Below are 14,489 nucleotides of genomic sequence, written 5' to 3' on the forward strand. Positions count from 1 at the left end.
ACCGGCTTGCCGGCTAATATATAACGATACGAAACATCACTTAGGAGGGTTCTTGATGAAAAGAAAGACAAGCAAGCTACTGACGCTGCTCGCTGCAACCGCGCTGACGGTCACGGCGGTGACCGCGTGCAGCTCCAGCTCGGGTTCGCCCGAGCCGGCGGCGACGAACGGGGCGCAAGCAACGGCTCAAGCCCAAGGGACAACCGGACCAGACACGTCCAAGAAGGTCGAGCTGATCTGGTATCTGGTTGGCGAACCGCATAAGGATACGCAGAAGGTCGTCGAAGAGTGGAATAAAATGCTGCAGCAGGACTTGAATACGACCGTGAAGCTGAACTTTACGACGTGGAACGACTGGGAAACCAAATATAACCTGCTGCTGACGTCCGGCGAGAAAATCGATATGATTTTTGCTTCGTCGTGGGCCGGCTTCTACAAATACGCCAAGCAGGGGGCCTTCCTCGATCTCAAGGACATGCTGCCCAAGGACGCGCCGCTGACGTGGCAGGAGGTGCCTAAGCAGGACTGGAGCGACGTTACGCTGGGCGACAAGATTTATGCCGTGCCGAGCACGTTTGCCGAATATACGCCGAACGGTCTCGTCTACCGCGAGGACTGGCGCAAGAAATTCAATCTGCCGGAAGTCAAGGATCTCGACTCACTGGAGGCGTACATGGACGGGGTGAAAAAGAACCTGCCTGACGTGACGCCAATCAGCGGCAAGGCGATCAACGAAATCAACACGCTGTATCTCGATTACAACGATTTCAAAACGATTGGCGGCGACACGGACGGCGTCATCGTCTCCAGCTCCTACGACAAGCCACGCGACATCATCGCTGCGCCGTTTACGCCGCAATTTGCCGACTGGGTCAAGAAGACGAAAAGCTGGGCCGACAAAGGCTACTGGTCAAAAAATACGCTCTCCTCGAAGCAGGAGGCCGGCGATTTCATTCCGGCGGGCAAGGGCGCGATCTACTGGCGCAACCCGTCTTCGGCCGGCGGCTTCATCAACAACACGAAGCTGAAATATCCGGACATCGAGCTGGCGTATTTCCCGTTCACGCGTTTCCATAATTATGCGATTCCGAACCTGTCGATCAATAACGGTATGGCGATTCCGAAAAGCTCGCAAAACCCCGACCGCTCGCTGATGGTGCTCGACAAGCTGCGCAACGATCCCAAGTATTACAACCTGATGACCTACGGCATCGAAGGTCTCCACTATGATATCGCTTCCGATCCGAAGCATATCGTCGTGCCGGCGAAGGGCCAGGACCCGAAAGTCGTTACGCCGTACGACATCGCAAGCTGGGGCTGGCGGTACGAGCCGAATATGAAAACGACCGAAGGCGGCTGGGACGGCTTCGACAAGCTGACTGCCGAGTTCAAGGCCGAGAGCAAGCCGAATATTTTTGCGCCGATTTATCTCGATTACGATCCGGTGAAAACCGAGCTGGCCGCTGTCCATCAGGTATATGAGCAATACGGGCAGCCGTTGATGCTTGGTCTCGTGCCGGATGTCGACAAAGCGTTGAAGACGTATCAAGACAAGCTGAAGCAGGCCGGCGTCGACAAGCTGCTCGATTATATCAAGCAGCAAGCGACGGCTTATTACGACGAAAAAGGCATTCAATAGCCGTTTCGTGCAGGCTGTAAACCGCGGAGTACGCATCGTACCCGCGGTTTTTCCTTTTTATGGGAATATTCTACGTCATTCTTATATTTTTCGATAGCGTTTGCAAAGTTTCTTATACTTCTGTCGGTTTTTATGTTAAACTTGCATAAAAGTGCAAAACTTATTCATCGATTTGGACAAGTGGAGGGAGCCAGGTGACAACGTTGCAGGATGTGGCGAAAGCCGCGGGTGTATCAAGCAGTACGGTATCCAGGGTATTGAAAGGTAACGCAAAAATCAGTATGGCCACGACGAAAAAGGTGCTTGACGCCGCCAGACGGCTGGAGTACCGCCCCATCATCCTCGCGGACAAGTTTACGGAAGCTCCTACGAAGGTGCTGGGCGTTGTGATGGCCATGCAAATTCAGGACGCTTTTTATTTCCCGATCCTGGAGCGGATTTTTAATACAGCTGACCAGCTCGGCTACGGCGTTTTATCCTATCGCTTGGATACGCGCTACGGCACGCAGTCGAACAGCGATATTCTGAAGGCGATGGAAGGGCGCGTCGACGCAATTATTTTCGTCGGGGTGTTCTCGTTCAACAAAGACGACCTGAAGCCGTTTATCCAGCAAAAATGTCCGATGGTGTCGCTGTTTGGCGTCATTGACGCTCCGGGCATCATCAATTGCACGACCGACAACGTTCAAGCCGCGTACGACGCGACGCAATACTTGATTCGGCTGGGCCACACGCGCATTGCCCATATGCTCATTCATAAAACGTTCGAGCATGCGCTGGAGCGGCTGGAGGGCTACAAGGCGGCGCTGGAGGAGCACGGCATTGCGTACAACCCCGATCTGGTCGCGATCGGCGATTTCTCCTACGAGGGTGCGTATAAGGCGGCGCTGCAATTGATTGAGTCGCAGTCGTTTACGGCGGTATTCTGCTTCAACGACGTGATGGCGGATGCGTTCATCCGCGCGGCGCGCGACCGCGGGCTCAAGGTGCCGGAAGACGTATCGGTGATGGGCTTTGACGATATCGTGTATGAGAATCCGATTTTTTACCCCGCTCCGCTGATGACGACGATGCGGCAGCCGCGCCGCGAGATGGCCGATTTCGCGATCAAAGCGATTATGGACAGCAAGCGCGGGCTGGAAACGTTTGAGAATACCGTGTTCCGGCCGATGCTGATTGAGCGGAATACGACCAAACCGATTAGCTGAACCCTGACGATCCTCTGGCTGCATCAAGCGGCTGGGGGATTTTTTTTGCGCAAAATTATTCACGGATTTAAATTGGTGCAATTATTTGATAAAAAATTGCATGAAATTGTTGTAAAATATCAAAATTCCATATATATTTAAAGAAAGCGCAAGATGAAAACGGTTACTTTGCGTTTTGGTAGATCAGGTACGTTTATTTTTGTGTCATGGGAGGGGTAAATCTTGCAAAACAAAGCTCGATGGGCCACGGAAGGTGGTAAATGGAAATCGTTCAGGCAGCGGACTTCGCGCTGGATGGCCGGTATGCTCGTGCTTGGCTCTGTGCTGGGTGTGCTGCCGGTTCCGTCTGCGGTCGTTAGCGCCGCCGACACGAACATCGCCGTGGGCAAGTCGGTAACAACGTCGTCCAATGAGGGCGGATTGACCGGGGGGCTGGCCGTTGACGGCAATCAGGGTACGCGCTGGTCGTCCGGTTTTACAAGCTCGGAATGGATTACGGTTAATTTGGGCGCATCTTACAATATTTCGCGCGTTGTGCTGAAGTGGGAAGCCGCTTACGGCAAAGGCTACAAAATTCAGACGTCCGCCAACGGGTCAAGCTGGACCGATGCTTATACGGAAACGAACAGCGACGGGGGCACGGACGATTTGACGATCTCGGCGTCCGGTGTCCAATATGTGCGGATGCAAGGCGTGCAAAGAGCGCTTCCGGCTTACGGCTACTCGCTGTGGGAATTCGAGGTGTACGGCTCGGCGCCGACGCCTACTCCGACACCGACGCCGACGGCCACACCGACACCAACACCAGCAGCAACCAACGTGGCGTTGAATAAAACAGCGACAACGACGTCCAATGAAGGCGGCATGACCGGAGCGATGGCCGTCGACGGCAATTTGGGCACACGCTGGTCGTCCGGCTTCTCGGATACGGAATCGATCACGATCAATCTGGGAGCCGCTTACAACATTTCGCGCGTCGTGCTGAAATGGGAAGCGGCCTACGGCAAGTCGTACAAAATCCAGACCTCGGCGAACGGTTCAAGCTGGACAGACAGCTATTCGCAAACCAATAGCGATGGAGGTACGGACGATTTCACCGTGACGGCGTCGAACGTCCAATATGTGCGGATGCAAGGTGTATTGCGCGCGCTGCCTTACGGCTATTCGCTGTATGAATTTGAGGTGTATGGCACGCCGGCGGGCGGAACCCCGACGCCAACAGCAACGCCAACAGCGACGCCGACGCCAACACCAACGGCGACGCCGACAGCAACGCCGACAGCGACGCCAACACCAACGGCAACCCCGACAGCAACGCCGACGCCTCCTCCGGCGACGAACGTGGCCCTGAACAAGACTACGGTCACGTCGTCCAATGAGGGCGGCATGACGGGCAGCATGGCTGTTGACGGCAACCTTGGCACGCGCTGGTCGTCCGGCTTCTCGGATACGGAATCGATCACCGTCAATCTGGGAGCATCCTACAATATTTCGCGCGTCGTGCTGAAGTGGGAAGCGGCGTACGGGAAGTCGTACAAAATCCAGACCTCGGCCAACGGCACAAGCTGGACCGATAATTACTCGCAAACGAACGGCGACGGGGCTACGGACGATTTTGCCGTAACTGCGAGCAATGTGCAGTATGTGCGGATGCAAGGCGTACTGCGGGGACTTCCGCCCTACGGATACTCGTTGTTTGAGTTCGAAGTGTACGGCACGCCCGCGGGCGGAACTCCGACGCCAACCGTGACGCCAACGGAAACGCCAACACCGACACCTACTTTGACCCCAACGCCGACACCGGGCGGGACACCGCTGCCGGGCGACTGGACGATGGTCTGGCACGACGAATTTAACAATTCCACCCTTGACCGCAGCAATTGGACAACCGACATCGGCAACGGCTTTATGGCCGGCGGCAGCTGGGTATCCGGGTGGGGTAACGGCGAGCTGGAGTATTACACGGATCGCACGAGCAATCTGACGACAGAAAACGGCTCGCTCAAGCTCAAAGCCGTCAAAGAAAGTCCGAAATTCACCGATCCCTATGGCTACACGTGGGACTACACCTCGGCGAAAATCAAAAGCCAAGGCTTGTACGCCAAGAAATACGGCAAGTTTGAAATCAAAGCCAAGCTGCCTGCGGGCAAGGGCTTGTGGCCGGCAATCTGGCTGCTGCCGAAAAACGACAAGTACGGCGCATGGGCCGCTTCCGGCGAGCTGGACTTGATGGAAGCCAAGGGCAGCACGCCAAATGCAGTTAGCGGAACGCTCCACTATGGCGGTACCGCGCCGAACAACAAGCATACGGGAGCCGACTACACCTTCCCGGCCGGTCAATCGTTCTCTTCGGACTACCATGTGTACAGTCTGGAGTGGGAGCCGGGTGAAATTCGCTGGTATGTCGACGGCAATCTGTATCAAACGCAAAGCAATTGGTACAGCGAAAACGGCGACTATCCGGCGCCATTTGATCAGGAGTTTTACATCATCCTGAACCTCGCTGTTGGCGGCTGGTTTGACGGCAACCCGGATGCGAGCACGACATTCCCGGCTACAATGGACGTCGATTATGTGCGGGTATATGAACTGACAGGCCGCAGCTACCGCACGCCGGTGCCGCCTGCGCCGATCACGCCGCAAGCGCGTCCGTCCGATGCGCGTCCGGTATTGGCCGATGGCAATGAAATCTACAACAACAACTTTACGCAAACGGTAGCCAACGTACCGAGCATTGCCGGCGTAGCCAATACGGCCTACTGGCAATACTTGCAGCTGCCTGATTTTGGCGGCAGCGGCAGCGTAGCGATTGAAGCGAACGGCGGCAGCAATTTTGCCAAGGTTTCGGTCAGCAATGGCGGCAACGCACCGCATGCAATCCAGCTGATTCAGGAGCTGCCGCTAGTCAAAGGCCATTATTACAAAATGAGCTTTGACGCCAAATCGACCGCGCAGCGCACGATTCAGGTCAAGCTCGGCGGCGGGGCATCGCGCGGTTTTACCGCTTATTCGCCGCAGAAGACGTTTACGCTGGGCAGCGGAACGGAAACGTATGATATTTTGTTCCGGATGGAAGAAAACAGCGACAACAACGCCCGACTGGAGTTCAACCTCGGCCAGAACACGAATCCGGTCTGGATCGGCAAGGTGCGGGTGGAGGAAGTGCAGGCCAATAATGGCTGGACGATGGTTTGGCACGATGAATTCAACAATGGGACCGTCGACCGCAGCAACTGGACGCCGGACATCGGCAACGGCTTTATGGCTGGCAGCGATTGGGTATCCGGGTGGGGTAACGGCGAGCTGGAGTATTACACGGATCGCACGAGCAATCTGACGACAGAAAACGGCTCGCTCAAGCTCAAAGCCGTCAAAGAAAGTCCTAAATTCACTGATCCCTATGGCTATACGTGGGACTACACCTCGGCGAAGATCAAAAGCCAAGGCTTGTACGCCAAGAAATACGGCAAGTTTGAAATCCGCGCCAAGCTGCCTGCGGGCAAGGGCTTATGGCCGGCAATCTGGCTGCTGCCGAAAAACGACAAGTACGGCGCATGGGCCGCTTCCGGCGAGCTGGACTTGATGGAAGCCAAGGGCAGCACGCCAAATGCAGTTAGCGGAACGCTCCACTATGGCGGTACCGCGCCGAACAACAAGCATACGGGAGCCGACTACACCTTCCCGGCCGGTCAGACGTTCTCTTCAGACTACCATGTGTACAGTCTGGAGTGGGAGCCGGGTGAAATTCGCTGGTACGTTGACGGCAATCTGTATCAAACGCAAAGCAATTGGTACAGCGAAAACGGCGACTATCCGGCGCCATTTGATCAGGAGTTTTACATCATCCTGAACCTCGCTGTCGGCGGCTGGTTTGACGGCAACCCGGATGCGAGCACGACATTCCCGCAATCGATGGATGTGGACTATGTGCGCGTATATGAACTGACAGGCCGCAGCTACCGCACGCCGGTGCCGCCTGCGCCGATCACGCCGCAAGCGCGTCCGTCCGATGCGCGTCCGGTATTGGCCGACGGCAATGAAATCTACAACAACAACTTTACACAAACGGCAGCCAACGTACCGAGCATTGCCGGCGTAGCCAACACGGCCTACTGGCAATACCTGCAGCTGCCTGATTTTGGCGGCAGCGGCAGCGTAGCGATTGAAGCAAACGGCGGCAGCAATTTTGCCAAGGTTTCGGTCAGCAATGGCGGCAACGCACCGCATGCAATCCAGCTGATTCAGGAGCTGCCGCTGGTCAAAGGCCATTATTACAAAATGAGCTTTGACGCCAAATCGACCGCGCAGCGCATGATTCAGGTCAAGCTCGGCGGCGGAGCATCGCGCGGGTTTACCGCTTATTCGCCGCAGAAGACGTTTACGCTGAATCCGGCCACCGGCAGCTACGATATTTTGTTCCGGATGGAAGAAAATAGCGACAACAACGCCCGACTGGAGTTCAACCTCGGCCAGAACACGAATCCGGTCTGGATCGGCAAGGTGCGGGTGGAGGAAGTGCAGGCCAATAATGGCTGGACGATGGTCTGGCACGATGAATTCAACAATGGGACCGTCGACCGCAGCAACTGGACGCCGGACATCGGCAACGGCTTTATGGCTGGCAGCGATTGGGTATCCGGGTGGGGCAACGGCGAGCTGGAGTATTACACGGATCGCACGAGCAATCTGACGACAGAAAACGGCTCGCTCAAGCTCAAAGCCGTCAAAGAAAGTCCGAAATTCACCGATCCCTACGGCTATACGTGGGACTACACCTCGGCGAAAATCAAAAGCCAAGGCTTGTATGCCAAGAAATACGGCAAGTTTGAAATCCGCGCCAAGCTGCCTGCGGGCAAGGGCTTATGGCCGGCAATCTGGCTGCTGCCGAAAAACGACAAGTATGGCGCATGGGCCGCTTCCGGCGAGCTGGACTTGATGGAAGCCAAGGGCAGCACGCCAAATGCAGTTAGCGGAACGCTCCACTATGGCGGTACCGCGCCGAACAACAAGCATACGGGAGCCGACTACACCTTCCCGGCCGGTCAGACGTTCTCTTCAGACTACCATGTGTACAGTCTGGAGTGGGAGCCGGGTGAAATTCGCTGGTACGTTGACGGCAATCTGTATCAAACGCAAAGTAACTGGTACAGTGAAAACGGCGACTATCCGGCGCCATTTGATCAGGAGTTTTACATCATCCTGAACCTCGCTGTCGGCGGCTGGTTTGACGGCAACCCGGATGCGAGCACGACATTCCCGGCTACAATGGACGTCGATTATGTGCGGGTATATGAACTGACGGGCCGCAGCTACCGCACGCCGGTGCCGCCTGCGCCGATCACGCCGCAAGCGCGTCCGTCCGATGCGCGTCCGGTATTGGCCGATGGCAATGAAATCTACAACAACAACTTTACGCAAACGATAGCCAACGTACCGAGCATTGCCGGCGTAGCCAACACGGCCTACTGGCAATACCTGCAGCTGCCTGATTTTGGCGGCAGCGGCAGCGTAGCGATTGAAGCGAACGGCGGCAGCAATTTTGCCAAGGTTTCGGTCAGCAATGGCGGCAACGCACCGCATGCAATCCAGCTGATTCAGGAGCTGCCGCTGGTCAAAGGCCATTATTACAAAATGAGCTTTGACGCCAAATCGACCGCGCAGCGCACGATTCAGGTCAAGCTCGGTGGCGGAGCATCGCGCGGGTTTACCGCTTATTCGCCGCAGAAGACGTTTACGCTGAATCCGGCCACCGGCAGCTACGACATTTTGTTCCGGATGGAAGAAAACAGCGACAACAATGCTCGTCTGGAATTTAATCTTGGACAGAATACGAATGCCGTGTGGATTGGCAATGTACGCGTTGAACAATTGAATTAAGAGTGAAATGAGCTTGACGCAGGCGCCGCTTTCCGAGAGGGAGGCGGCGTTTTGGCATGGAGACACGATGTTCAGCTTTGTTGCTTGACGAGGGCAGACAGTCACTATTGCCGGAAGCGCTTGATGTATGCTACATTGAGCTTGCGCGAACCCCAAGCGCACATGAAAATCCCGGGAGGTTCGCGCATTTGCATCCGAAGTCGCGAAAAGCTTGCCCAGCAAGGGATTCAGCAGAAGCCGTTTTTGCTTTTGCGCTGAAAACATCTACTTTTTGCGTTATCGACCACTGCTTGATTTGAGGTTCGCGCAAAAGGACCTGCGAAGCCTTACGGGACAAGGGCTCGCGGGGGATGCTGTCGCTCCCCGTGCGGGAGCGTGGATTGAAACATAAAATTCACGCTCGTTTGCATTCCAGTTAGTCGTCGCTCCCCGTGCGGGAGCGTGGATTGAAACAGTAATAAAAACAGAGAAACGAAAAACTTTCGATGTCGCTCCCCGTGCGGGAGCGTGGATTGAAACGTCATTTATTTGATATAATTAGTTAAAGAGAACGGGTCGCTCCCCGTGGTATGCACGGTTACACCCAGTCGCTCCCCGTGCGGGAGCGTGGATTGAAACAAAAATCATTGATGGAGCGCGAAGGTGTCATGCTGTCGCTCCCCGTGCGGGAGCGTGGATTGAAACGTTGAGACGCTGCCCCCACGCTTCAATCGTTAACCGTCGCTCCCCGTGCGGGAGCGTGGATTGAAACCGTGACGACGGATGCGGACGATATCATGACGATCGCGTCGCTCCCCGTGCGGGAGCGTGGATTGAAACCAGTGGTATGTCAAACCATTCCTTTTCAATGTCACGTCGCTCCCCGTGCGGGAGCGTGGATTGAAACATCCCTCCCTTCCTTTTATTGATTTCCATGTGGAGTCGCTCCCCGTGCGGGAGCGTGGATTGAAACCTCCCCCGTGCGGGGGCTATGGGTCGTGTGCTTTTCGTCGCTCCCCGTGCGGGAGCGTGGATTGAAACATAAACGTTTTACCGCTGATTACGTCCCCGACCCGTCGCTCCCCGTGCGGGAGCGTGGATTGAAACAGCTCGATATTCCCCGTATTCCTCCCCCGTGCGGGGTCGCTCCCCGTGCGGGAGCGTGGATTGAAACTCCCGCAGGCTGCCGGCATCACGGCCGCACCGGGTCGCTCCCCGTGCGGGAGCGTGGATTGAAACCGCTCGATATTCCCCGTATTCCTCCCCCGTGCGGGGGTCGCTCCCCGTGCGGGAGCGTGGATTGAAACCCGGAACAACGACGTGACAAAGTAAATCGTCATGGTCGCTCCCCGTGCGGGAGCGTGGATTGAAACCCCTGCTGGCAGCGTGGTTATCATCGATGAGTCAGGTCGCTCCCCGTGCGGGAGCGTGGATTGAAACCGCGCCTCCATATCGGCGACCTGATCGGGGGCCGTCGCTCCCCGTGCGGGAGCGTGGATTGAAACAATAAAAGGGGGCTATGCCCCCCTCACCGTTACTGTCGCTCCCCGTGCGGGAGCGTGGATTGAAACAAACTGTATGAGTTGGCGGAAGGGATAGGCAACGGTCGCTCCCCGTGCGGGAGCGTGGATTGAAACTCAGCTCGAAGTTTCAATTTATGGCAGGAGGAGCAATGCCGCTCCCCGTGCGGGAGCGTGGATTGAAACCACAAGCCCGGAGGCATCTCGCCGCGGATGGATTCGTCGCTCCCCGTGCGGGAGCGTGGATTGAAACGGAATCCATGTTCCATCAGACACGACGGCAATCGTCGCTCCCCGTGCGGGAGCGTGGATTGAAACTCGTAGGCGTTGTAATACATGGAGTCGTTAAACTGGTCGCTCCCCGTGCGGGAGCGTGGATTGAAACTGCCGACAAATTCGTGGGGACGCTCATAAGCGGCGGAGGTCGCTCCCCGTGCGGGAGCGTGGATTGAAACTCAGTACATCGCGCACGGTCACATGGTTTAGTGGTGACGCTTCCCGCTCAGGAGCGTCAATCGAAACGCAAAAACAAAGAACCGCGCTTCCACTAGCGAAGCGCGGTTCTTTAACAACCACAATCTATAACGGCTTAGGCTCGCCCGCCGGTTTTTCCAGCACAAACAAAATCAAAGCCACAACGCTGCAGGCGGCAGCGCTTAAAAACAGCGCCGACATCGGCAGGCTGTGCGACAAGCCGGTGCTGAGCAGCGGGCCAATCGTGCCGCGAATGCCGAACAGCATCAGGTGCAGCCCAAACACTGACGCTTCGCGTCCCGGCGCGATGCGGAACACATAGGCCATGCAGCCGATATCCCAAGCGGCGTCGGCAAATCCCTGCAGTCCCCCGGCCACAAGCAGCACGGGGAAGCTGTCGAATAAGCCGTAGAGCAGCGGCACGAGCAGAAAGCCGCCGAATGCAAAATACATGGCGTGTTTAGGCGTATACCGATCGATCATCCAGCCCATCAGCCAATAGGCAAACATCAGGAAAAGAAAATAGACCATCCGAATGAAACCGATTTCTACGTTGCTCAGCGCAAGCTGTTGAACTTGTACGATCTGGTACAGCGGGTTTCCGAGCATGTTGCCGAAGCCAGCGAACGTGGTTGCCGCCAGGAAGACGATAAGCGGCTTATTGCCTTTTAGAATGCTGAACTGATCCAGTAGCGACGGCTTGCGGGGCGGACCCGCTAAAGGTTCGATTTCTTTAATTCCATTGAAGGCGAGAATGGACAGCACGCCAGCCAATGCAGCGGCGGCAAGCGGCCCTCCGCTGCCGGCATGGTCGATCCAGCGTCCGCATACATACGAAAGCGGCACCATCAGGAAGCCCATAGCGACCCGCACGTTGCCCATCAGCCGCCCGCGCAGATCGGCCGGATACATCCGTGTGACCAGAGAGGCGTAAGCCGGGGCTTGAATGCCCATCAGCAACTGGAACGCCAGCGCTACGCCGACGAATACCCAAGAAGACGTCCAAATGGCCGGCAGCACGATCAGCAAGCGGCCGATCAGGTTCGGATACAGCATAAACGGTCTCGGCTGCGTTCGTTCAATCCAGTTGGCCCACAGCGGCGAGAACAGCAGTCCGATGGCCGGTGAAGCCGACAACAATCCGACCGCCAGACTTGTCGCTCCGTGATGAATCGCCATCGGAATGTAAAATTGGTTAAAAATAACGTTAAACAAGCTGAACAAAATCGTCGCCGAAAAATCCCATTGAAAATTGCGCCAGGTGCCCCGGCTCATGCGCATGCCCATACGCTGTAAAAAGTCGTTGTCGCTCATTCTGTCCACTCCCGGTTGAAAAACTTCATCTTCCGCTAGAATCCCACGGAACGGCCGGAAAGGCAAACGGCAAATTGACCCATATCGACATCTATACGCACAACGGCCAAGCTGGGCATCTCATAAGCTGGTCTATTCGCAAGGGGATTGCCGATTGGACAGCTTTTCATTAATTCCAATGGGGGATTGCAGATCAGGAATGTTTTATAGTAATCTAAACAAGAAGTGAATGGAAAGGAGGGGAATTGGATGGAAAAAATGGAGATGATGAACATGCAAATGGAAATGATGATGAACATGTGCATGGAGGAAATGATTTGCAAAATGAAGTCGATGAAGATGATGATGGACTGCATGGGCAAAATGGAAATGATGGCCGGTATGGATATGAACGCCATGATGTCCAAGTTCGAAGAATGCGACGAAATGATGACGATGATGATGAGCATGATGCGTGAAATGAAACAAACCGTGTAATAACACGCAGCTCAAGCAAGCGAATTTTCCGGATTCGCGTTTGCAACCAAGCTAACCTGCCAGGGTGGCTTGAACAGGTTTTGGCGGAACAGTCGTCTGTACGCCCGTTCAACAAGCTGACAGAGCAGATCGCTGCATGTCAACAGCTTGTTTCCCCTACAAGCGTTAAATCCCCGCTGCGTAATAATCCTGCGCATTGATTTTTCTGACGATTTCTACACGAATGAGCTTTAATTCCCAGACCTGCTCGCGAATGGTTTCTTTTTCGGCTTGATTTTGAGTGGCACGCATTTGTTCGAACAACTCCAGCATTTTGCGGTTCACGGAATCAAAAAGCTGCCACAACTGCTGTTGCAATAACGATTGAACGTGCTGATCCTTATTTTTGAGCGTGTGCATAATTTCCTGTTGCCAATGCGTATCGCCCAATTGCGCCGCAAAATTGTACAAATCGAGATAGTCGTCGACCCAACCCTGCACGTATTGCTGATATGTTTGCGCCATAAACGCTCCTCCTGTATGCTTATACCTAGTATTATACTAGGAATAATAAGGATTTCAAGTGATTTCTGCCTATTTAACATACAAAATTGCCTTGACAGCCAATATTCAGCTTGTTAAGATGAAACCAAGTTCACTAAAACCGACTTTTTTAGTTGGAATTAAACGAAGTCGACCGTACGAAACGGAGGCGTTCCCGGCAGGGGATGTCTCTTTTTTTATTTGTCCAAAAAGCCGTGGGAGGAGCACGAGACAATGGCAAATCCAATTCTGGAAATAAGCGATTTGAACAAAACGTTCGTATCGAATAAAGGCCGGGTGCAGGCGCTGGAGCACATTGATCTGCAGATTAAGGAGGGAGAGTTCATCACGGTCATTGGCCCAAGCGGCTGCGGCAAAAGCACGCTGCTGAAAATTATCGCCGGGCTGGATTTGCAGTACAGCGGCGACGTTCGGCTGGGCGGCAAGCCGATTGCCGGGCCGGGTATCGAGAAGGGCTTTATTTTTCAGGAACCGCGGTTATTTCCTTGGCTGACCGTGGAAAAAAATATCGCTGCCGACTGGTCGCTACACAGCCCCGAGGTGCGTCGTAAAGTCGACGAACTGATCGAGCTCGTCCGGCTGGAAGGCTTTCAGAAGGCGTATCCGCGCGAGCTGTCCGGAGGAATGGCCCAACGGGTGGCGATTGCCCGGGCCCTGCTGCGCAATCCGCGGGTGCTGCTGCTTGACGAGCCGTTCGGCGCGTTGGATGCGTTCACTCGCACGCATATGCAGGAGGTGCTGATCGATATTTGGCAGCGCAATCGGACGACGATGGTGCTGGTGACGCACGATATCGACGAAGCGATTTATTTGGCCAACCGGGTGGTCATTCTCAAGCCGCGGCCGGGAGCGGTTCGCAAGGTGGTTGGTGTTGATCTGCCATTCCCGCGCAAAAAAACGACGACCTCGTTTCAAGAGCTGCGGCTCAAGGTATTAAGTGAATTTGAAAAAATCGATGAACTGGAGCTGGTGGACAGCTCGGGCATTTGATCTTGAACCGAACCTATGACCGCTCCGAATAAAAAGAGGCTTCCCGTCAATCGGGAGGCCTCTTTGGCAATGCTTTCTTGCCTTGCTGCTTCTATGTCTTGGAAACGATCAAACGGGATGAACTACGCTCTACGGCGTTTTCTCATGTACCAGACTACTTGTTGAACCAAATCACGGACGGAAACGGGGCGAGCTAAAGCGATTGTCATTGTCATGAGCATAACCTCCCTGAGCCAGAAAATGCAAAGCTTGAAGAGTACTACGGAAGCAAACGCGGTTTGGTTTTATTTTTTTTTCAACAGGCGAAAAAAATCATTTCTAAAATTTTTTTCGGAACATAAACTCAAAATATTTCGTGAATTTTTCGGTCAATATGACCTTGACTTCCCACTATCTGCCCGTTAAACTGAGGGAAAGCCGCGAAATATCCAGATTTTAACTAAAATATTTTCGATAAAGTGATTTTAT

At 54.7% G+C, this 14,489-nt stretch carries 7 protein-coding genes and 1 CRISPR repeat array; of the genes, 5 read left to right on the forward strand and 2 right to left on the reverse strand.

The annotated features are described in order from the left end of the window. Window positions 1-55: 55 nt before the first annotated feature. The 3 genes from B5M42_RS05690 to B5M42_RS05700 all read left to right on the forward strand — a co-directional run bounded on the left by B5M42_RS05690 (window position 56) and on the right by B5M42_RS05700 (window position 8,724). Window positions 56-1,639 (forward strand): extracellular solute-binding protein, encoded by a 1,584-nt coding sequence (locus B5M42_RS05690; protein WP_134757576.1) that lies wholly within the window; start codon window positions 56-58, stop codon window positions 1,637-1,639. A gap of 194 nt (window positions 1,640-1,833) precedes the next feature. Next, entirely contained in the window at window positions 1,834-2,847 is a 1,014-nt protein-coding gene (locus tag B5M42_RS05695; protein WP_134757578.1) for a LacI family DNA-binding transcriptional regulator, read from the forward strand. Between the two features lie 222 nt (window positions 2,848-3,069). Further along, entirely contained in the window at window positions 3,070-8,724 is a 5,655-nt protein-coding gene (locus tag B5M42_RS05700) for a galactose-binding domain-containing protein (protein WP_230632706.1), read from the forward strand. A 355-nt stretch (window positions 8,725-9,079) separates the two neighbouring features. After that, window positions 9,080-10,678: a CRISPR direct-repeat array (repeat unit 32 nt; unit sequence GTCGCTCCCCGTGCGGGAGCGTGGATTGAAAC). A gap of 124 nt (window positions 10,679-10,802) precedes the next feature. On the opposite strand, the gene B5M42_RS05705 is transcribed toward B5M42_RS05700, so the two are convergent. After that, window positions 10,803-12,011, reverse strand: coding sequence for an MFS transporter (locus B5M42_RS05705; RefSeq protein ID WP_134751902.1), 1,209 nt, complete (start codon window positions 12,009-12,011; stop codon window positions 10,803-10,805). 264 nt (window positions 12,012-12,275) lie between these two features. On the opposite strand from B5M42_RS05705, the gene B5M42_RS05710 reads away from it, so the two are divergent. Next, a complete protein-coding gene (locus B5M42_RS05710; RefSeq protein WP_134752163.1) occupies window positions 12,276-12,488 on the forward strand; it encodes a hypothetical protein in 213 nt (70 codons plus the stop codon). A 165-nt stretch (window positions 12,489-12,653) separates the two neighbouring features. Here the strand turns inward: B5M42_RS05710 and B5M42_RS05715 are convergent, their stop codons facing one another. Continuing rightward, window positions 12,654-12,992, reverse strand: a complete 339-nt coding sequence (locus tag B5M42_RS05715) for a hypothetical protein (protein WP_134751904.1) — start codon at window positions 12,990-12,992, stop codon at window positions 12,654-12,656. Window positions 12,993-13,244: 252 nt separating this feature from the next. Between B5M42_RS05715 and B5M42_RS05720 the strand changes: the two genes are divergently transcribed. After that, window positions 13,245-14,021, forward strand: a complete 777-nt coding sequence (locus B5M42_RS05720) for an ABC transporter ATP-binding protein (RefSeq protein ID WP_134751906.1) — start codon at window positions 13,245-13,247, stop codon at window positions 14,019-14,021. Window positions 14,022-14,489 lie beyond the last annotated feature (468 nt).

The organism is Paenibacillus athensensis, assembly GCF_004514475.2.
Classification (GTDB): Bacteria; Bacillota; Bacilli; order Paenibacillales; family NBRC-103111; genus Paenibacillus_AL; species Paenibacillus_AL athensensis.

Bases quoted from the DNA above. Each gene is read 5' to 3' on its own strand.
- B5M42_RS05720 (WP_134751906.1), top strand. From the start codon at position 13,245: ATGGCAAATCCAATTCTGGAAATAAGCGATTTGAACAAAACGTTCGTA.
- B5M42_RS05690 (WP_134757576.1), top strand. From the start codon at position 56: ATGAAAAGAAAGACAAGCAAGCTACTGACGCTGCTCGCTGCAACCGCG.
- B5M42_RS05710 (WP_134752163.1), top strand. From the start codon at position 12,276: ATGATGAACATGCAAATGGAAATGATGATGAACATGTGCATGGAGGAA.
- B5M42_RS05705 (WP_134751902.1), bottom strand. From the start codon at position 12,011: ATGAGCGACAACGACTTTTTACAGCGTATGGGCATGCGCATGAGCCGG.
- B5M42_RS05715 (WP_134751904.1), bottom strand. From the start codon at position 12,992: ATGGCGCAAACATATCAGCAATACGTGCAGGGTTGGGTCGACGACTAT.